Genomic DNA, 19,005 nt, shown 5'->3' on the forward strand with positions numbered 1-19,005 from the left:
AAGTGGCTGATGCAGCTATTCCAGCGACCGCCGGTGGCGGCGGGCTTCCGGCGAACACTCCGGGGCTGACGCAAGTCTCACCGGGCGATTGGCGCGCGCGGTTGGCGGGTTTCACCAGCCAGCCTGCGTTTCGGCGGGCCTTGCCAGCGATTGTGGGCGTGGGCGCGATTGCGACGGTCGCGGCGCTCTACCTCGCGATTGCCCAGGGCCCGCAGCGCATTCTGTTTTCCGACCTGACCGATGGTGAGCGGGCCAAAGTGGTCGAAACGCTCGAACGCAGTGGCATTGGATACTCGATCGACAGTTCCACCGGCGTGATGACCGTTTCCGAAGATGATCTCTATCGCGCACGATCACTCGTCGCGACCGAAGGCAGCCTGCCAGCACCCCAAGGGGCCAGCGATATGCTCGATTCCATCCCGCTCGGCAGCAGCCGGACGCTCGAAGGCGAGCGGCTTAAGATGGCACGCGAGCGTGAATTGATGCTGACGATCCGCGAGATCGACGGGATCGAAGGTGTCCGCGTGCATCTGGCAACACCGGAGCGATCTGTGTTTGTGCGCGACGCCAGCGCTCCCAGCGCATCTGTGATGGTGCGGCTCGTGAGCGGGCGTTCGCTGTCGCAAAGCCAGGTCGATGCGATCGTCAATCTCGTCTCAGGCTCGGTTCCCGGTTTGACGTCTGACGCTGTGCGGGTGGTGGACCAGAACGGACGGCTGCTCTCATCCAAACGCGAAACAGCGCTCGATGGTCTGACGTTGCAGCGCGAATTCGAAGCGAAATTGCGCGAGCAGGTGACAGCGTTGCTGACACCGCTGCTCGGCGAAGGCAATTTCTCCAGCCAGGTACAGGTCGAACTCGATCAGAACGAGATTACCTCGGCGCGTGAAAGCTATGAACCCGATGGAGTGATCCGCAGCGAGAGTGAGCGCAACTCGACCCGAGCCGCGGGCACCGGTCCGGGCGGCATTCCCGGCGTCACGGCGAACACGCCTCCGCCCGATGCGGAACTGGTCGACGGCGCGCCGGAACCGGGCGCAATCGAAGGTGAAGAAGGAGCAGGTGCTGCGACCCCAACCGACACCGAAACATCGTTCCAGCGCAATTATGAGCTCGGGCGCGAAGTGGCGGTAACCGCAACCCGTCCGGGCGGTCTGGTCAAGCTCTCCGTCGCCGTCGCCATCAGCGAAGCCGCGCTCGAAGCCGCCTCTCCGCTTACAGCCGAGCAAGTGCAGGACCTCGTCAGCGCCGCAGTTGGTGCGAGCGATGATCGCGGCGATCAGGTGCAGGTCGTGGTGAGCGCTTTCGAGTCCACCGAGATGGAGCCGCTCGCTTTCTACGAACAGCCGTGGTTCGCAATGGCCGTGCGCAATGGCGTGGCCTTGCTGGCAGTGTTGCTGGTGCTGCTTCTGGCGGTGCGGCCGCTGATCACGCGAGTGAAGGGTTCAAAGGACGAAGCAAATGACGGGGACGACAATACCGAGCAGCTGACCGATGAGAGCGGTAAACCCATCGTGATCGAAGCGGCAGCCGGAACGTCAGGCGATCCAACAAGTGACCTGCCGCAGCAGGTTGAACTCGCCCGGCGTCTCGCCGCCTCGCAGCCGGAACGCGCGGTTGAGGCGCTGCAACGCATGCTCGAACCGCCTGCCGCAAAAGCGGGTGAGGGAGCGGCCTGATGACCAGCGAAGACGCCATCGAAACAGAAGAACGTCCGGACGAGGCTCCGAAGCAGCTTCTAAGCCGCGTCGACCGCGCAGCCGTATTTCTGATGCTGCTGGGTGACGAGGAGGCTGCCAATCTGCTCGCGCGGCTCGACCCGACTGAGCTCGAAACACTCGGCAGCGCTATGGTCGCCATGGGCGACATCGATCAGGAACGGATCGCGGAGGCATTGCGGGACTTTGTCAACGAGGCGGACCGCGAAATCCTGCCCGCAAAGGATCGGAGCGCGCAGGTTCGCACCATGCTCGAGCGATCGCTCGGCAGCACCAAAGCCGAAAGCATGATGCAGCGGATTGAGCCCGAAGCGCGCCCGCGCAGCATCGAAATGGCGCGCTGGCTGGCGCCTAGTGTGCTGCTGAAACTGGTCGAAGACGAACACCCGCAAGTGATCGCGGCTTTGCTGCTGATGCTGGAACCCGAGCCCGCCGCCGAGGTGCTTTCCGCACTGCCCGAAGACGTGCAATCGGCGGTCGTTACCCGGGTTGCGCAGATCGGCCCCGTCTCATCGCAAGCCATTGGCATGATCGACAGCCTGCTCTCGCAGCGGATCGGCGCAAGCTTCGGGGCGAACACCCTGACGCTGGGAGGACCGCGCGAAGCGGCGAACCTGATCAACCTCGCCGAAGGCGAAGTGGCCCGGACTGTTCTACCGAGCATTGCCCAGATCGACCCTGCGCTCGCCGAAGCCATCGAAGACGAGATGTTCACCTTCGAAATGCTGCTCGAACTCGATCGTCAGGCGATGGGCAGGCTGCTTCGCGATGTCGACAACGAGGCATTGGTGGACGCGCTCAAGGGTCTCAAAGAGGCGCAACGCGCGCCATTCTTTGCCTCTATGTCGAGCCGCGCCGCCGATGGCATCAAGGATGAAATCGACATGCGTGGTCGCCTGGCCAAGAGCGAAGTCGAAGCCGCACAGCGCAAGATTGTCGAGGTCGCACGTGCGCTCGCCGATCAGGGTGAAATCGCGATTGGAAGCGACGATGGCGAATTCGTCTGAGTGGTTTGATCAGTTGGCAGCTCCGGAGCGCTCGCAGCCGCAATGGATCGCGGCGCTCAGCGGGCGTGACGGGTTTCAGCCCGGGTCGCCATTTGCTTCCGCGCCGGCGGCAGCTCAAATCGAGTCCATACCTGAGACGCCTACGGAGCAGCCCAAGCAAAATGCCCTAGCCCGTGCCTTTGCCGAGGGCGAAGCCGCCGGACGCGCTGCCGCCGAAGCCGAAGCAAAGGCCGAACGGGACCGCCAGCGCGACATTCGCCTGACCTTCCGCGCGTTCGACCAGGCAGCGCTCGACAGCCTGGCGAGCGAGCTTTCCGACACCGTCATCGCTCTGTGCGAGCAGGTGCTTGAGGCCAGCGCAGTCGACCGCGAAGGCTTGATCGAGCGCTGTCAGTGGGCGGCCCGAAGGATCGGCAGCGGGGCTGGTCAATCGACATTGCACCTGCACCCCGACGACATTGCTATGCTGGGCAAGGACGCGCTCGCCGATTGGGAAGTGCAGGCCGATCCCGCTCAAATGCGCGGGTCGTTGTTGCTCGAAGGGCCGGATGGCGCGGTGCGCGATGGTCCCGCCGAATGGCGCCGCGCGATTGCCGAGGCCGTGCGCGGATGATCGCCGAATTGCAGCTCGAACTCGCGCGCATGCGCAGCGCCTCGTTGACGGCGGGGCCGGTGCTGACCGGGCGCGTGGTCGCCTGCGATGGCGGATTGGTCGAGGTGGCGGGACTGCCGCTCCCAATCGGATCGCTGGGTGCGATCGAGACCGAAGAAGGGGGTGAGAGCCTGGCCGAGGTCATAGGATTTCGCGCCGGGCATTCGCTGATGATGCTGCTCGGCGACACAGTCCTGTTGCGGCCCGAAGCGGTGGTTCGTGCTTATGGTGATCCGGGCACGGTACGTGTGGGCGAAGCGCTGTTAGGCCGCGCGGTCGATGGCCTTGGTCAGCCGATCGATGGCGGTCCAAGTGTGGATTGCGCGACGCAGTGGCCGCTTGCGGGCAGACGCGAAGGTGCACTCGAACGCGCCCCTGTGACGGAACCTTTCGACTGCGGCATCCGCGCAATCAACGCGCTTGCGACGATGGGCGTGGGTCAGCGAATGGGTGTGATCGCGGGATCGGGCGTCGGCAAATCGGTGCTGATCGATACGATTGCCGGACACGCTGTCGCCGACATCACGGTCGTCGCGCTGATTGGAGAGCGAGCGCGGGAAGTATCGGATTTTGTGGCGCGGCATATGGCCGGATCGCAGCGCGGGCGGATGGTGGTGGTCGCGGTGCCCGCCGATCATGCACCGAATTTGCGCCTTCGCGCGGCGCAATATGCCACCAGCGTCGCTGAGCATTTTCGCGCGCAGGGTAAGCGCGTGATGCTGATCCTCGACAGCCTTACCCGCGTTGCTCATGCGGCGCGGGAATTGGCGCTAGTGCTCGGCGAACCCGGCGCGGCGCGCGGCTATCCCCCTTCCGCATTGGCTGCGGTCACCAAACTGGTCGAGCGCGCGGGCAATTCTGCGCGGACCGGCGGCGCAGTGACGGGCCTCTATACGGTGCTCGCCGATGGCGACGACGCGCAAGACCCGGTGGTCGATACAGCGCGAGCCATCCTTGATGGGCATATACTATTGTCCCGCGATCTGGCGCAGCGCGGCCACTACCCGGCGATTGACGTACCTGCCTCGCTTAGCCGGGTGATGCAGGATCTCGTTTCGCCCGAGATCGGCGAGGCCGCGCGGCGACTTCGCGCTTTGATCGCCACGCGCGAGGACAATCGCGATCTCGTTATGATGGGGGCCTATCGCGCTGGCTCTGATCCCGTGCTCGATCAGGCGCTTGAACTCTCCCAACCCATTGATGCCTTTCTTCAGCAACCGCGCGGGGAAGCGGTCAGTCTGCCCGAGGCGCAAGCGCAATTGGCCAGCGTGATTCCGCATGCGTGAACGCAGAGCGTTGCGGCTGACCGAGCGCCAGACCATACTCGCGCGGATCGCCCGCCGCGATGCGATGACCGCGCTTGCCGACACGCTCGACGAAGAAGCCAAGAGCGCATCGCTCGCCGAACGCAGCCGGGCCATGGCGCGCGAATACGGACAGCGTGCGGTCACTGGCGTCGCAGCCGACTTGCGCGAACTCAGCGCTTTGGCCAGCGGCCTCGCCAGTCTTGCCAAGGATGCCGACAATGCCCGCGAGGACGCGCGGCAGCAGGCGGACTGGCAGGTGGAAACGCTCGCCGAAACCGAAAGCCGCCTGAAGCGCCTGGAAGAGCGCGGCGCCGAAGCGCGCCGGGCCGTGATGCGGTCCGAAGAATTACGCAAAACCCCGATTCCGGAGGGAATGGCCAAAGGAATGGCCAAAGGAATGGCCAAAGGAATGGCCAAAGGAATGGCACGCAAGCTGCATAGGCCTGAGCAAACTTCATCAAGGACCAAGAGATGATTCCACTTCTGCCCGAATTGACCGCGCCATCCAACACGCCAAAAGCGGTGTTTGGTCCGCCAACAGCGAAGCTGTTGCAGGACGGGTCGCTGGAGCAGGACGGTGGGGCAAAGAGCGCCGCGATCGCGTTTGACGATTTGATCACAGCCGCGTTCAAGACCCCCGAGCCAGCTACCGAACCTGTTGTGCGAGGTTTTGATGTGTCGGCCGACACGATAACGACGCCCGACCTCAAAGCTCAGCCCGGCAGGGGATTGCCTGATCTCGGCAAGGATGTGCCGGACATTGCCGGGATTTCGGTTTCGCCGCCGACTACACATACGCAGCCGATTGCTATGCCCAAGCCGCAGCCCGACCCTGTGCCAGCCGAAACCAGCATCGTAGCAATTCCCGAAGCGGTTTCGACCTTTGTTGCAGAGTCGCAGAAAGGTCCTCCGGCAAAGCCAGCGGAGACAGGGCCAGACCTTCGCCCTGAGGAGCCGCAAAACTTGCCGGACCCCCAGCAGGATACGGGTGGACATGAGACTGAGAATTCTCCGTTGGCGGCCAAGGTTGCCGCAGCAAGACCGGTCGCCGAGCATCAGACTGACGCGCCGGCCGCTCTAATCGATCCTGCGCAGATCAATTCCAAACTGGAGTCAGAGCCAGCAAAGGCAGCTCCTGCTGCTAAGGAAGAGCCGGCCTTGGTCGCTGCACCACTGCCGCCGAGAAATATGCGCGCCGACCAGTCTGTGACCGATGATAAGCGGCGGCGCTTGCCAATAACAGTGCGACCCGAAGTGCCGCTTGCCGACCCACCGCGAGCTGCGATTGAGAAGGCCGAGCCTGAACTTGCTCCCCGCGTCGCTCCAAAAGTTGAATCGGGCCCAGCGCTTTCGTCACACCAAACGCCCGTCCCGGCGGCACTCACTTCTCTGACAATTGTTGATACGGCGCAATCCGCGCAGCCCCAACCAGCACCAGCTCCCGCCGCGCCTGCCTTTCAACCCTCACCTGGCACGCTCTCACCCACCTCTGAGATCCGAGCCGAAGCGCGCGTGATCCCGCAGATCGAGCAAGCTATCGACGCGCTGGCCGATGCGCGCGAAGCCGGACGGACTACGCGGCCTGAAGTCCTGCTGCGGCATGGCGAGTTTGGCCTCGTCAGCATGCGGCTCGATGCGGCAGGCGGCGATCTGCGCGCCACACTTGCGAGCCGCGATCCGGGATTCGTTCCAGCGATCCAGGCTGCACTCGGCGAGCGCGCTGTGGCGGCTTCAAGCGAAACTGCAACCAGCCACAACCAGCAGCGCGGTCAGGAACAGGGCCAAAACAGCGGCAATTCCCAGACATTCTCCGGCAATTCGGGCGGATTCGGGCAAAACTACGGGTCTTCCCCAGGGTCATCGCAAGGGTCGCCTCAACCACGAATGGCCCAGCAGGACACCACACCGCACGGGGCCGATGAAAGCAATCGTTCCGGTGCAGCAGAAACGCCTTCATCGATCGCTGGAGGCGGCGGAGTGTTTGCCTGAGTCCTCGCCCGTTGGGGCGTCGCAGGCGTGAGGAGATAGGATTTCATGGCCAAGGCGAAAGACAAAGCCGACGGCAATGCCGAAGAGGCCAAGCCCAAAGGCGGGATGATGAAGATGATCATCGTCGCGCTGCTGATGCTCGTCGTCGGCGCGGGCGGTGCCTATGGCGCATTTGCTGCCGGACTGCTTGGCGGCGGCGAGGAGAGCGGGCCCGACGTGCCAAAACTGGTGCGCAAAGGTGAGGCCGATCCCTACGCACCCGCTGGCGGCAAAGACAAAGACGCCGGCGATCCAGTCTATGGCGAAGGCGGTAGCGAATTCCGCACCGCCTATTACAGTTTCGAAGAGAGCTTCACCTCCAATCTGTCCGACTCCCCCGGTCTGATCCAGGTCGATCTGGCGGTCTCGACCCAGCATGACGGGCGCGTGCTGCAATGGGTCAAGAACCATGAACTGGCGATCCGCTCGGCATTTCTGGTGCAGCTGGCCGCGACGCCCGAGGAAGACGTCTACAGCCCCGAAGGCCGCGACAAGCTCTCCAAGCGCCTGACCGATGCGGTCAACGGCGTTCTGGAGGAGCATGAAGGCTTTGGCGGGATCGATTCAGTCCATTTCGAAGCGTTTCTCGTCCAATGAGGATGGCGCAGACATTCGAGGCCGCACGGCCAGCGGCGCAGCATTGCGCCGAGCTGACCATGCGCGGTCCGCGCCCGGAAGAGCGCGCCGACAATCTTGCGGCCTGGCGGCGCGATATCGGCAAGGCTCTGTCCGAAGGGCTCGGCGCTCTTCTGTCGGGCGGAAAGATCACCGCGACACTAGGCGACGCGGAATGGCTAAACGGCCAAGAAGTGTTCGACCGGATCGGCGCGATTGCGGCCAATTGCCTGCTGCGCTGCGGCGAGGACACGTCCACAATGCTCCTGTCATTTGACTGCGCGACAGCGATTGCGCTGACCGACAGGTCATTCGGCGGATCCGGCAAAATACCCGACGAGTCACCCGAACAATTGCCGCGCTCCGCAAGTCTGATGGTTGATCAGCTCGCTGCCACGATTGCAGATGTGATTGCTACAGCCAGCGGCGATCAGTCGAGTGGAAATGGCGAGGTGATCATACGCAGCGAAAGCGCGTCTCGGTTGAAACCGTTTGGCTTGGCCACGCCCTGCGCCGCGTTCACAATCGAGTTCGGCGAAGCGGACGGACCCAAGTGGAAAGCGCTGATCGCCGTCGCGAAGGATATGCTGGATGGACTGCTACCGGGCATGGGGGCAGGCGCACGAAAAGCCCGTTCGTCGGTCGGACCTGCCGATGGCGGCGCAGCGCCCTTTGCTGCCATTCCCCTTCCGCTCGAAGCCGTGCTGGCCGAATTCGACCTGTCGCTGGGCAAGCTCGAAAAGCTCTCACCCGGCGACCGCATTCCGATCGCCGTCCCGCGCGATGTGCCTTTGCGCATCGGCTCGCAGGTGATGGCCCAGGGCAGCGTCGGAACGCTCGAAGATCGCATGGCAATTCGCCTCACACGCATCAGTCAGGGAGCATCGATCCGATGACCGCCTTCAACCCCGCGCTCCATCGTTTCGGCGATGTCACCGTGCGTCTTTCGGTCGAACTCGGCCGTACCGATATGCCTTTGAAAGAGGTGCTCGCACTGGGCGAGGGCAGCGTTGTGCCGCTCAACCGGCTGACCGACGAGCTACTCGACGTGACCGCCAATGGCCGCGTGATCGCGCGGGGGGAAGTCGTGGCGGAGGACGGGCGCTTCGCTCTGCGGATCGTGAGCCTTGCGGGCGATGAGGAAGGCGCCGCACCGCCCGCACCTGCAAGCACCGATACGCCTGCTGTACCGACGCTTGATGAGGCGGATACGGGCGCATGATGGTCGAATATTTCCTCCGGCTGGCGCTGCTGCTGCCGCTGCTGGGTCTGATGATCTGGGGCAGCCTCAAGCTGACGCGTTACCTGCAGGGCCGGATGGTAGGCGTGCAGGGTAAGGCGCGCTCAGTGCGGCTGATCGAGACCACTTTGCTGTCGCCCGGATTGAAGCTGGCCGTGGTGCGGTTTCACGACCGCGAGATCCTGCTCGGTTGTTCGCGCCAAGGTTTGGTGCGTCTCAGTGAAGCCGATGCGCGCGCCGACGACGGTGTCGCTGCGCCGGAGCAAGACTGATGAACCGCTCTCCAGCGATCATGGGCGTATTGGCGCTTGCTGCGTTAACCATGTTTGGCCTGCCCGAAGCGGCGCTTGCGGCCCCCGGCGCTGCCCCTGCCGAAGACGTGCCCGGCATCGGCGGAGCGCTCGAACGCGCGCTCGGCAGTGATGAAGGCGCAGGCGAAGGCACGCCGCTAAGCTTCTCCTTGCAGCTGCTCGTGCTGATGAGCCTGCTCTCCATCCTGCCCGCTCTGGTGCTGATGATGACGAGCTTTCTGCGCATCCTTGTGGTGCTGTCGATCCTGCGTCAGGCCATCGGTCTGCAAGGCTCTCCGCCGACTCAGGTGCTGGTCGGGCTGTCGCTGTTTCTGTCGCTGTTCGTGATGGCGCCGACTCTAACCGACGTGAATGCCGCCGCGATTGAGCCCTATGCCAGCGGCGCGCTGAGCGCCGACGCCGCCATCGCCAGCGCGGGCGAGGCATTTCACGCTTTCATGCTGCGCCAGACGCGCGAGGCGAACTTGCTGATGTTCGCTGATCTCGCGGGCGTGGGACAGTTCGCCGATCCGTCTGACATTCCGTTTTCGATCCTGCTCCCGTCATTTGTGACAAGCGAGTTGGAGACCGCGTTCCAGATCGGCTTCATGCTGTTTCTGCCGTTTCTGGTCATCGACCTCGTCGTAGCCAGCGTTTTGATGAGCCTCGGCATGATGATGCTGTCCCCGACAATCGTCTCGCTGCCGTTCAAGCTGCTGTTGTTCGTGCTGGTCGATGGCTGGGCGCTGCTGATGGGCAGTCTCGCAATGAGCTTCGCCTGAGGAGGGTCTGACCATGCAGCAAGACGCTCAACTCCTCGCGCTCGCGGACCAGACCTTGTGGGTTACGGCGCTGATCGCCGGACCAGTGCTGATCGCGGCGCTGTGCGTCGGTCTGATTGTCGGCATCATTCAGGCGGCAACCTCCGTCAACGAACAGACGCTGACCTTCGTCCCCAAGCTCGGGATTGTGGCGCTGGTATTCGTAATCTTGGGCGGCACCATGATGGCGCTGCTCGGCGATTTCCTGCGTGAGATTTTCGCGCAGATCTCCGCCGTTGCGATCTAGCGGCTCGATCGTCCGGCGCGATGAACATTCTCGATCCCGGTTTCGGTTCGCTCGATCAGCAGCTTTGGCATCTGCTGTTCCTGTCGATCCGCGTCGGCGCGGCTTTGCTGGCAGCCCCGGTTATGGGCGGGATGACAGTGCCGTTCCAACTGCGTGCGCTGCTCGCGCTCGCCTTCGGGGTGTTTATCGCGATCTGGATGCCGCTGTCCGAACCGCCGGAGATGATGAGCTTCGCCGCCATTCTCGCCGTGGTGCAGGAAGTGGTGATCGGGGTCGCGCTGGGGTTTGTGCTGCAAATTGCCTTTGCGGTCCCATTGATCGCTGCCGAGCAGATCGCGGGCACGATGGGTCTCGCCATCGCCACTTCGATCGATCCCAACAGCGGTGCGCAATCGGGCGCGCTGGGCACCTATTTCGGGCTGCTACTCACGCTGCTGTTCTTCGCCATTGGCGGGCATTTGCTGTGGTTCGAATTGCTGATCGAAAGCTACCGGATACTGCCTGCTGGCTCGTTCGCGCTGGGCGGAGCGACGGCGAAGGAAATCGTGCTGTTCATGGGATATGGCTTTGCCACCGCCGCTGCGATTGCGCTGCCCGTGGTGGTTGTGCTGCTGCTGGTTCAGACGGTCACGGGCGTGATCTCACGCTCGGCTCCGGCACTCAACCTGTTCGCGCTCGGCCTGCCCGCGGGCGTCCTTGCCGGGATCACCGCATTGATCATCGTCATGCCGATTGTGATCGAGCAATTCACCGCCTTGCTTGAAGCGGCCCTGCTTCAGTCAGCTGAATTGGTCGCACCGGGAGGGTCGGCGGCATGAGCGAAGACACTTCCGGCGAAAAGACTTTTGAACCGACAGAAAAGAAGAAATCCGATTCCGCTAAGAAAGGCGACGTCCTCCGGTCCAAGGAAGTCGCTACCGCCGCCGCCATCGCCACCGGCGGCTTCGTGCTGCTCAGCGCCGGGCCATGGTTGTTCGACGGGGTAAAACGCGTGGCGTTCGCCAGCTTGCGATTCGATCACGGAACACTCGAGAATTTCACGCCGGGCGTGCTGTTCGGCTTTGCCGCCGAGGTGCTGTTGCCGCCGATCTTTGCGATTGGGATCGCGGTGATCATTATCACGTCGGCCACCCAATTGCTGCTGGGCGAAGGGCGCTGGGTGCCCGAAAACATGGGTTTCAAGGGCAAGCGGATCAACCCGATCTCGGGCCTGAAGCGGATATTCGGCGTCCAGGGCCTGATTGAGCTGGGCAAGAGCGTCCTGAAACTGATCTTGCTGGGCGGGATCGCGGGATACTGGGCGGCGGCGAACCTGCCTGATCTGCTCGGTCTGGGGCGCGGGTCGCTGCAGGCGCAGCTGGCCTATGCCTGGAATGCAGTCACCTCGCTGGTCGGGCTGCTCGTGATCGGCCTCCTGATCATCGCGCTGATCGATTACCCGCTGCAACTGTTCCAGCGGAACAAGCGGCTGAAGATGAGCCATCAGGAAATGCGCGATGAGAACAAGCAGGCCGAAGGCTCGCCCGAGGTCAAGATGGCGCGGCGTCAGCGGCAGCGCGATCTGGCACGCGGCAGCGTCGGCAAGGCGATGAAGGACGCGCAGTTCGTACTGGTCAACCCGATGCATTTTTCGGTCGCGCTCACATACGATCCTGCGCTCGCACCCGCCCCGGTGGTGCTCGCAAAAGGGCGCGGCGAAACGGCGCTCGCCATGCGCGAACTGGCGAGCGAGGCGGGCCTGCCGGTGCTGCAATATCCGCAGCTTGCCCGTGCAGTGTACTTCACCACCCGCGCCAATCAGATGGTGCGGGAAGAGCTTTACATCGCGATTGCGGCGCTGGTCGCTTTTGTCCTGTCGCTAAAGCGCGGCGAGCATCCGCAAATGCCGATTGTCGATGTTCCGACCGAGCTACGGTTCGATGCCGAAGGAAAGCTGGCGAATTCGGCTTAAGCATCGGCGCCAACTGCCGTTCTACGAGCCATGGAAAATCCTGGCTCCTCCATTATCCGATCGCTTGGCGCGGGCAGCGGCGTCGACTTTGTCCAGCTGGCGAATGACCTGTCGGATGCAAGTTTTTCGTTTCAGCGCACCAGTCTTGAGACTCGCAACGAGACGCTCGAAGCGCGCATTTCCGCTGCGTCGTTGCTGCGCTCCACTGTGACAGACCTCGCCGATGCGCTCGGCGATCGCATCCGCAATGGCGACCTTTCACCGCAAGCGAGCATCGGCAATCCGGCGGTCGCGAGCGTCACCACTCCAACTGGCAGCAACCCGAGCGGCAGTTACTCGCTGGAAGTGACGCAGCTTGCGCAGAGCCAAACCTTGGTGATGCCGAGCTATTCGAGCGGTGAAGATCTGGTCGGCGAAGGCAGTCTGCAAATCCGTTTCGGCACCGTATCGGGCGGCAGCTTCACCGAAGACAGCGCCCAAACCGCGCTCGACATCACTGTCGAAGCGACCGACACGCTGGCAACCTTGGCTGCAAAAATATCGAGCGCCAGTGGCGGTTCGCTCGACGCCTATGTCGCTGAAGGAACCGGCGGCGCGCAGCTGGTGATCAAAGGGCAGGAAGGCGCCGTAAATGGCTTCGTGCTTGAACCGACCAGCAGCGCAGGCTCGCCAAGTGCGACACCGGGCGACCTGAGCTATCTGGCATGGAGCCCTGCCAGCGATGCCGGCGAGTTGCGCCAGGCTTCGCAGGACGCGCTGTTCTCGCTCGATACGGTGCAGATCGCCAGCGCAAGCAACACGGTAATCGGCTTGCCCGAAGGCATGACGCTGGAGCTGACCGCGACCAACACCAATTTTCCGACCACGATTTCGTTTTCGAACGATAGCAGCGCGATCACGGGCGTGATGAACGATTTTGTGGCCGCTTTGAACGACGTTGTGCGCCTTCTCAGTGAGACCGCCGCGGCGCAGGGCGGTACGCTGGGTAACGACCCGGGCGCACGCGAACTGAAGCGCGATCTTTCGCAGCTCACCAGCGAAGTGGTGATGCCGAATGCGGCAGAGGGTGAACCGAGCACGCTGGGCGATCTCGGCCTGTCGCTCAACCGCGATGGCAGCTTCACAATCGACGCAGCGCGGCTCAATGAGACGCTGACGGCAAGCCCGGAAGCGACGGCGGCTATGTTCACCACTGGTGTATTTGGCGTGTTCGCGACGATGGACGGCTTGGCGCGCGACAATGCGAGCCTGTCCGATCCAGGCTCGCTCGGAGGCTCGATCGAGCGCTATCAGGATCAGGTCGAACGAAATGACGAGCGGCTGGAGCGCATCGCCGGGCAACAGGACAATCTGCGCGAACGGCTGACCCGCAACCTGATCCGCGCCGAACAAAGCATCGCGATCTCACAATCGACCCTCAGCTTCATCGAACAGCAAGTCGAGCAGTTCAACAACCGAGGATAGAGGCGCGTGCAGATGCTCTCCCAAAACCCGGCCAAGGCCTATCGCCGCGTCGATCTTGATGCGCGGATTGAGGCGTCTGCCAGCGGCGATCTCACGCGGATCTGCCTTGAAGAGGTTGTGTCGGCTCTGGGTCAGGCATTACTCGCGTTCGAACGCGCCCCTCAGCGTGCGCCGCGTGAACCCTTGGCGCGGGCGCATGGTATTGCCCTTTGGTTGGCGCAGTCGGTCGCTGCCGATAATCCCCTGCGCGAACAGTTGATCCAGTTCTATGGCGGACTCGCGGCACTGATCCGCCGCAACATGACACAGCCGATTGAAGCCGAGATCAGCCGCGCTCGCGATGATTTCGCCGACCTGCTCGAAGCGGCGAAGACAGTCGCCTAACCCGCCATCGCTTCGGAGATGATCCGCGCCGCGTCGGCTGGGTCTTCGAATGGATGGAAGTGGGTGCGATCCGGACGGTGCATGTCGGTGCCCTGCGGCAGGATCGACGCCAGCTGCGGCCACGTCGGCGAGCTCTTGAAATCCATCAGATCGAGCTGTTTGGCACGCACCACCAGAACCGGGATATCGACCTGTTTGGCGGTTTCGAGAATGCCCGCATTGCTGCGGCTCGACGCATAGACGCTGCCCTCCACTTCTGGCGGGCAAGCGAGCTCGAAGCCTTCTCCGTCGGAGCAAGGGAGCAACCCGTAGCGGCAGTAATCCTCGAACACGCGGGCGTTGAACAGGTCGTAGGGATCACGGTCCTGGAACCGCTCGATCATCGCCTCGGGCGAAGCAAAGTCGCGCTTGCGGCGGCTGGCGGGATGCGGGTTGCCAGCGGTGAACAGCGGCTCGCTCGGGGCATAAAACTCAGGCGCGAGGATCACCGGGTCGAACAACACCAATTGGCCGAACGCTCCGGGCCTGTCATGCGCCGCTTGCAGCAAGGTATGCGCGCCCATCGAATGCCCAATCCCGACCGCGTTCTCGATGCCCAGCTGCTCGGCGAACCCGCAGATATCGCGCGCCATTTCTCCCCAATGCTCGACCAGGCCTCCGGTCGACCGGCCATGCCCGCGCATATCAAGCGACAGGATTCGGCGGTGCGGGAAGTGCGCGATGATCGCGTCGAAAACCCGCGCATGGAATCCTGTCGCGTGGGCGAAGACCAGCGGCGGCTCATCGCCATCCGCCGGCCCGCTCCACTCGAAATAGGATAGCTCAATTCCGTTCGTGCGCAGCGCGCGCGCGGCGGGTTCACTCAGCGTAAGCAGGGGCAGCGTCCTTATCCTTGCCATTGTTTGCGCCTTGGTCGGCGGGCACGTCAGGCAATGCCGCTTTCAGCATGAAGAAGCCAGCGAATGCTGCGATCAGCGATCCGGACAGCACTCCCAGCTTCACCGCATCGACCTGCGCCTGATCGGTGAAGGCAAGGTTGCCGATGAACAGGCTCATCGTGAAGCCAATGGCTGCAAGCAGTGAAAGCGCGTGAATCTTGCGCCAGCCCACGCCATCGGGCAGCTTGGCCACGCCCGCCTTCACCGCGAGGAATGCGAAGCCAACGATGCCAACCTGCTTGCCGATCAACAGTCCCAGTGCAATGCCAAGCGGCAGCGGTTGCAGCAGATCCGCAGGCGACAGACCGATCAAAGTCACCCCGGCATTGGCAAAGCCGAAGATCGGAATGATCACGAACGCCACCCATTTGTGCAGCGCATGCTCCATATGCTCGAGCAGGTGCGTCCCGCCTCGTGATACCATCGGCACCATCATAGCTGCGGTGACGCCAGCCAGCGTCGCGTGGACACCTGATTTGAGCACGAACACCCACATCACCAGGGTAAGCAGCACATAGGGGATGGCCGACCCGATCCGCAGGCGTCCGAGTGCGAACAGCAGGCCCAGCATCACTGCGCCGCCGAGCAGCATGTCGGTCTTGATCTCGCCTGAGTAGAACAGTGCAATCACGGTAATCGCGCCAATGTCGTCGATCACCGCCACCGCGAGCAGCAGCGCCTTGAGCGCCACTGGAACACGCGGCCCGAGCAGCGACAGGATACCCAGTGCAAAGGCAATGTCGGTCGCGGCCGGGATTGCCCAACCGCTAATGGTTTCGGGGGAGTTCCAGTTGAAGGCGACGAAGATGGCGGCAGGGATCGCCATGCCGCCGATGGCGGCGGCGAGCGGCAGGGAGGCTTTGTCCCAGCTCGATAATTGCCCGTCGATAATCTCGCGCTTCACCTCCAAGCCGATCAGGAAGAAGAAGATCGCCATCAACCCGTCATTGATCCACAGCAACAGCGCTTTATTGATCTCGAACGCGCCAAAGGAAACGTTGAGCTTGGTGCCCAAAGTCCCGAAATATGCATCGGCCAGCGGGCTGTTGGCGATGATTAGAGCCAGCAGCGCGGAGGCGATCAGAACGATGCCGCCTGCGCTTTCCTGTTTCAGGAAGTCTTTCAGAGCTTCGCTAACGCGATCAATCATTTGTCGGTCCTGCAATTGTTGGCATTCACCAAAGGGTCGCCGCCGAATGGCGGTGGTTGATCATTGAACGTGCAACGTGCGCAAGAGTGCCCGAAAATCGGACGCATTCGCTCTCATTTCGTGCCAGGCACTGGTGCGACGGGCACCGAACCCTATATCGCTCGTTCGATTGACAAGCGGGGCAGGTTGACAGATCGCCCGCATTCCACCCGGTCAACAACGGAGACCCTTTTGCGAGACACAGTTGCGCCAGCACCGGTTGATCCAGCTGCGTTCCGCCGGGTGATGGGACTTTTCTCGACCGGGGTGTGTATCGTTTCGCGTAAGCAGCAGGATGGCTCGCCTAGCGGAATCACGGCCAATTCATTTGTGTCCGTGTCACTCGATCCAATGCTGGTGTGCTGGAGCATCCAGAACGGTTCGAGCCAGTTCGACGCCTTTGCGAGCGCTCCGGAGTTCGCGATCAGCATCTTAGCTGCGGATCAGCAGGAACTTGCTCAGCGATACGCGTCGCGCGGGGATACCTTGATGCAGCCAGACGATTTCGCCTGGAGCGATGCGGGTTTACCGATCATTGCAGGCGCAATCGGGCATATCGAATGCCGTCACTGGTCGAGCTACCCTGCGGGCGACCATACGATGATCTTCGGCGAGGTCAGCTCGCTTCAATCGCGCGGTGATATTCGCCCGCTTGGCTTTTACGCCGGGCGTTTCTGCCGAATCGAAGACTAGGTCCGTTCTGCCGCGCGTTTGAGCGCGATCCGAGCAGGATTATGCCGCAGGCCCAGCTTGCGCTGGACGAACATCATGATCCGCAGCGGCAGGTAGAGAAAGCGCAAGGCCTGCGGAATGCGGTATTCTTCGAGCAATTCGTTATCATAGATGAACTCCGCCGCCTGTGAACGGCGATAGGCCGGATCATCTCGCAAATGCACAAGGTGCCGGCGGTCGAGACTATTGCCTATCGCGCTGGGTCCCCGCTCGGGCCCGCGCAAGCGTTCCATCGACGCATTTTCGAGCGCGGCCAGTTGCGTATCGCGTGCTGGCTGTTCCAGAATCTCCGGTGGCAAGGCTTGGCCCCAAAGGCGGTGGCATAAGATCAGGCCAAGCGCGGTGCAGCGCCCGGTCGCTAGGCCTTCCGAATGCGCCTGAAGCCGCGCGATTTCGCCGACATCCAAACCCGCCAGAAGCGCTCGAATGTCCGCCAGCCATTTAAGGCGGTTCCAAAAAGACGTCGCCGCATGGACGCATAAATAGACGAATACGTCTTCGCGCCTGAAAGTTCGTAGCTGCCGGCCCGCAAGTTCCACCGTCTCGGTCGCCTGCGCGTTTCCGAGACCGGGAAGCAGGGTCGCTGGGGATTTCAGCCGGTGATGCAGTTCCAGCGCGATCTGCCGCTCCGGCTGGAACAGCATGATGTCCTTTGCCAATCTGCGCCAATGATCGATGCGCCAGTCATCCCACGGCGGCTCGTTGCTCATCAATTGATAGCCGTGTGAGGCAAGGACCTGGCGTGCTGCTCGAAAATCGCTCCAATCGACCAGCAGATCGAGATCGACGCTCTGCCGCATGGTGGGGTCGCCATAGAGGGTCTGGCTCAAGAGCGGGCCCTTGAGCGTGATTGCTTCGATCCCGGCCTGACCAAGCGCTTCCACCGTTCGGACAGCTTCACCAGACAGCGACAGGGCCAGCATCTTTTGCCGCTCGGTGATCACTCCAAACCGATCGGGGGCTTCGATCCCGGCCCCCGTCAGAGCATCTGCAACCAGCATCGACAATTGATGGTGTTTGACCAGGAGCAAAAAGGGTTTCCAGCCTCCACCAAGGTCAGCGTAGGCTTCATAGCGTTCAAGAATTACCGCGTTGCGCTGCTCACTGCGCGGCCAGTCGGCGCATGCGACCAGCAGGTCGAACGCTCTGTCTTCGCTGGTCGAGGATGCAGTTCGGCCCATGGCGCCACGCGTAGCGTGCCGGGCGCAGTCCGTCTAACCCGCCGACCGAAATCCGACAGGGCGCGCCCATGCGAGGCAGAAATCCGGTTTGCGAATCGGTTGCGCTTGGCTACCCAAGGGCTTGGAAAGCGCGGTGGGCGCTGTCCATTCAAGCCACAGGAGCAGCAATGCGCATTCCTGGTTCGAGCAAAGCACTCAAAGGCTTGCCGTTGGTCGCGGCTCTCATTCTTACAGCTTGCGGCGCGAATGATGTCGAGCCAGTCCCCGAGGGGGCTCGCCCTGCCAAACTGCTCCAATTGACCGAAGCATCGACGCAGCAATCGAACAGTCTGCCTGCCGTCGTGCGATCGGTACGCACGACCGATTTGGCGTTTCAGGTAGGCGGACAGATCACCGAATGGAATGCAATCGACGGAGCGCCTCTGCGCCGGGGACAGGTGATTGCGCGGCTTGATGCGCGTAGTTTTCAGGCGGCGGTCGAGCAAGCCGAAGCGCAATACAACAACGCCAACAGCGAATATGAGCGCGCCCTGCGTCTGATTGCAGAGGACGCGATTTCTCGCAGTGTGGTGGAAAGTCGCGATGCGCAGCGTCAGGTCGCCAAGGCATCGCTCGATACGGCGCGTAAGAATCTGTCGGATACGGTGCTGCGCGCGCCTTTCAACGGCTTTGTCGGGCGCACCAGCGTCGAGCAATTTCAAAATGTCGCGCCGCAGCAGACCGTGCTGGTGCTGCAAAGCCAGGCGGTCGAGGCGGTCGTCAACGTCCCGGCGAGCTTTGTGCTCAATTCTAACCGGGTGCGCTATTTCAACACGCTGATCGAGCTCGATGCCGCACCGGGACGTCAATTCGAAGCAACATTCCGTGAGGCGACCGGGCAGGCGGACAGTTCGACCCAGACCTTCGAAGGGCATTTCTCCTTTACCCCGCCATCCGACCTCGTGGTCCTTACCGGGATGACCGCGACCTTGTTCTTCGACACCGAAGACATCGACCAGGGCCAAGCGCCTGCGGGGGTTTCAGTCCCGCTGGCTGCGGTGATGGCAGAAGGAGATCAGCGCTATGTCTGGGCGGTGAAAGGCCGGGACCTCGTGCTTGAGCGTCGCAATGTGCAGATTGCCGAAGGAGTGGGTGAGAATCTCGTCGTGACCGACGGGCTTGCGGTTGGTGATACGATCGTATCTGCGGGCGGGGCATACTTGCAGGCGGGCGAGAAAGTTCGCCCGTGGCAGCAATAGGTC

General features: G+C 62.6%; 21 protein-coding genes. 18 read left to right on the forward strand and 3 right to left on the reverse strand.

The features are described 5' to 3' along the window. Nucleotides 1-2 precede the first annotated feature (2 nt). The 16 genes from fliF to Q0837_RS17075 are packed head-to-tail and all read left to right on the forward strand — an operon-like array spanning nucleotide 3 to nucleotide 13,724. Nucleotides 3-1,679, forward strand: a complete 1,677-nt coding sequence (fliF, locus tag Q0837_RS17000; protein WP_298471485.1) for a flagellar basal-body MS-ring/collar protein FliF — start codon at nucleotides 3-5, stop codon at nucleotides 1,677-1,679. Then, nucleotides 1,679-2,725 (forward strand): flagellar motor switch protein FliG, encoded by a 1,047-nt coding sequence (gene fliG, locus Q0837_RS17005; protein WP_298471487.1) that lies wholly within the window; start codon nucleotides 1,679-1,681, stop codon nucleotides 2,723-2,725. Before fliF ends, fliG begins: the two co-directional genes overlap by 1 nt. Further along, nucleotides 2,709-3,338: a FliH/SctL family protein gene (locus tag Q0837_RS17010; RefSeq protein WP_298471489.1), complete on the forward strand. Its 630-nt coding sequence runs from the start codon at nucleotides 2,709-2,711 to the stop codon at nucleotides 3,336-3,338. The genes fliG and Q0837_RS17010 overlap by 17 nt, the downstream gene beginning before the upstream one ends. 29 nt (nucleotides 3,339-3,367) lie before the next feature. Then, complete coding sequence (locus tag Q0837_RS17015; protein WP_298471830.1) at nucleotides 3,368-4,663, forward strand: FliI/YscN family ATPase; 1,296 nt, start codon at nucleotides 3,368-3,370, stop codon at nucleotides 4,661-4,663. Then, nucleotides 4,656-5,159, forward strand: a complete 504-nt coding sequence (locus Q0837_RS17020) for a hypothetical protein (RefSeq protein WP_298471492.1) — start codon at nucleotides 4,656-4,658, stop codon at nucleotides 5,157-5,159. The genes Q0837_RS17015 and Q0837_RS17020 overlap by 8 nt, the downstream gene beginning before the upstream one ends. Then, nucleotides 5,156-6,673, forward strand: coding sequence for a hypothetical protein (locus tag Q0837_RS17025; RefSeq protein ID WP_298471495.1), 1,518 nt, complete (start codon nucleotides 5,156-5,158; stop codon nucleotides 6,671-6,673). The genes Q0837_RS17020 and Q0837_RS17025 overlap by 4 nt, the downstream gene beginning before the upstream one ends. 45 nt (nucleotides 6,674-6,718) lie before the next feature. After that, nucleotides 6,719-7,309 (forward strand): flagellar basal body-associated protein FliL, encoded by a 591-nt coding sequence (gene fliL / locus Q0837_RS17030; protein ID WP_298471498.1) that lies wholly within the window; start codon nucleotides 6,719-6,721, stop codon nucleotides 7,307-7,309. Nucleotides 7,310-7,311: 2 nt separating this feature from the next. Continuing rightward, complete coding sequence (locus tag Q0837_RS17035) at nucleotides 7,312-8,223, forward strand: FliM/FliN family flagellar motor C-terminal domain-containing protein (RefSeq protein ID WP_298471499.1); 912 nt, start codon at nucleotides 7,312-7,314, stop codon at nucleotides 8,221-8,223. Continuing rightward, nucleotides 8,220-8,549, forward strand: a complete 330-nt coding sequence (gene fliN / locus Q0837_RS17040) for a flagellar motor switch protein FliN (protein WP_298471500.1) — start codon at nucleotides 8,220-8,222, stop codon at nucleotides 8,547-8,549. The genes Q0837_RS17035 and fliN overlap by 4 nt, the downstream gene beginning before the upstream one ends. After that, nucleotides 8,546-8,839 (forward strand): flagellar biosynthetic protein FliO, encoded by a 294-nt coding sequence (locus Q0837_RS17045; protein WP_366519658.1) that lies wholly within the window; start codon nucleotides 8,546-8,548, stop codon nucleotides 8,837-8,839. The genes fliN and Q0837_RS17045 overlap by 4 nt, the downstream gene beginning before the upstream one ends. 50 nt (nucleotides 8,840-8,889) lie before the next feature. Next, a complete protein-coding gene (gene fliP / locus Q0837_RS17050; RefSeq protein ID WP_298471836.1) occupies nucleotides 8,890-9,639 on the forward strand; it encodes a flagellar type III secretion system pore protein FliP in 750 nt (249 codons plus the stop codon). A gap of 13 nt (nucleotides 9,640-9,652) precedes the next feature. Then, nucleotides 9,653-9,925 carry a flagellar biosynthetic protein FliQ gene (locus Q0837_RS17055; protein WP_298471501.1) on the forward strand — a complete coding sequence of 91 codons (273 nt, stop codon included), beginning with the start codon at nucleotides 9,653-9,655 and terminating at the stop codon, nucleotides 9,923-9,925. 20 nt (nucleotides 9,926-9,945) lie between these two features. Next, on the forward strand, nucleotides 9,946-10,743 hold the full coding sequence (locus Q0837_RS17060) for a flagellar biosynthetic protein FliR (protein WP_298471504.1): 798 nt from the start codon (nucleotides 9,946-9,948) through the stop codon (nucleotides 10,741-10,743). Further along, complete coding sequence (locus Q0837_RS17065) at nucleotides 10,740-11,876, forward strand: flagellar biosynthesis protein FlhB (RefSeq protein ID WP_298471507.1); 1,137 nt, start codon at nucleotides 10,740-10,742, stop codon at nucleotides 11,874-11,876. Before Q0837_RS17060 ends, Q0837_RS17065 begins: the two co-directional genes overlap by 4 nt. Nucleotides 11,877-11,906: 30 nt before the next feature. Continuing rightward, nucleotides 11,907-13,340, forward strand: coding sequence for a flagellar filament capping protein FliD (gene fliD / locus Q0837_RS17070; protein WP_298471510.1), 1,434 nt, complete (start codon nucleotides 11,907-11,909; stop codon nucleotides 13,338-13,340). Between the two features lie 6 nt (nucleotides 13,341-13,346). After that, entirely contained in the window at nucleotides 13,347-13,724 is a 378-nt protein-coding gene (locus tag Q0837_RS17075) for a hypothetical protein (RefSeq protein ID WP_298471513.1), read from the forward strand. On the opposite strand, the gene Q0837_RS17080 is transcribed toward Q0837_RS17075, so the two are convergent. Both Q0837_RS17080 and nhaA read right to left on the reverse strand, forming a co-directional pair. After that, the gene (locus Q0837_RS17080; RefSeq protein WP_298471514.1) at nucleotides 13,721-14,623 is read right to left on the reverse strand and encodes an alpha/beta hydrolase; all 903 of its coding nucleotides are present in this window, start codon (nucleotides 14,621-14,623) and stop codon (nucleotides 13,721-13,723) included. The genes Q0837_RS17075 and Q0837_RS17080 overlap by 4 nt on opposite strands. Next, complete coding sequence (gene nhaA, locus Q0837_RS17085) at nucleotides 14,583-15,812, reverse strand: Na+/H+ antiporter NhaA (protein ID WP_298471516.1); 1,230 nt, start codon at nucleotides 15,810-15,812, stop codon at nucleotides 14,583-14,585. Before nhaA ends, Q0837_RS17080 begins: the two co-directional genes overlap by 41 nt. A gap of 231 nt (nucleotides 15,813-16,043) precedes the next feature. Here nhaA and Q0837_RS17090 point away from each other — a divergent pair, with 231 nt between their 5' ends. Further along, nucleotides 16,044-16,544 (forward strand): flavin reductase family protein, encoded by a 501-nt coding sequence (locus Q0837_RS17090; RefSeq protein WP_298471518.1) that lies wholly within the window; start codon nucleotides 16,044-16,046, stop codon nucleotides 16,542-16,544. Here Q0837_RS17090 and Q0837_RS17095 read toward each other — a convergent pair. Next, complete coding sequence (locus Q0837_RS17095; protein WP_298471520.1) at nucleotides 16,541-17,764, reverse strand: nucleotidyltransferase family protein; 1,224 nt, start codon at nucleotides 17,762-17,764, stop codon at nucleotides 16,541-16,543. The genes Q0837_RS17090 and Q0837_RS17095 overlap by 4 nt on opposite strands. Before the next feature lie 167 nt (nucleotides 17,765-17,931). On the opposite strand from Q0837_RS17095, the gene Q0837_RS17100 reads away from it, so the two are divergent. After that, nucleotides 17,932-19,002 carry an efflux RND transporter periplasmic adaptor subunit gene (locus Q0837_RS17100; RefSeq protein ID WP_298471523.1) on the forward strand — a complete coding sequence of 357 codons (1,071 nt, stop codon included), beginning with the start codon at nucleotides 17,932-17,934 and terminating at the stop codon, nucleotides 19,000-19,002. Nucleotides 19,003-19,005: the final 3 nt, after the last annotated feature.

Source organism: uncultured Erythrobacter sp., from assembly GCF_947499705.1.
Lineage (GTDB): Bacteria > Pseudomonadota > Alphaproteobacteria > Sphingomonadales > Sphingomonadaceae > Erythrobacter.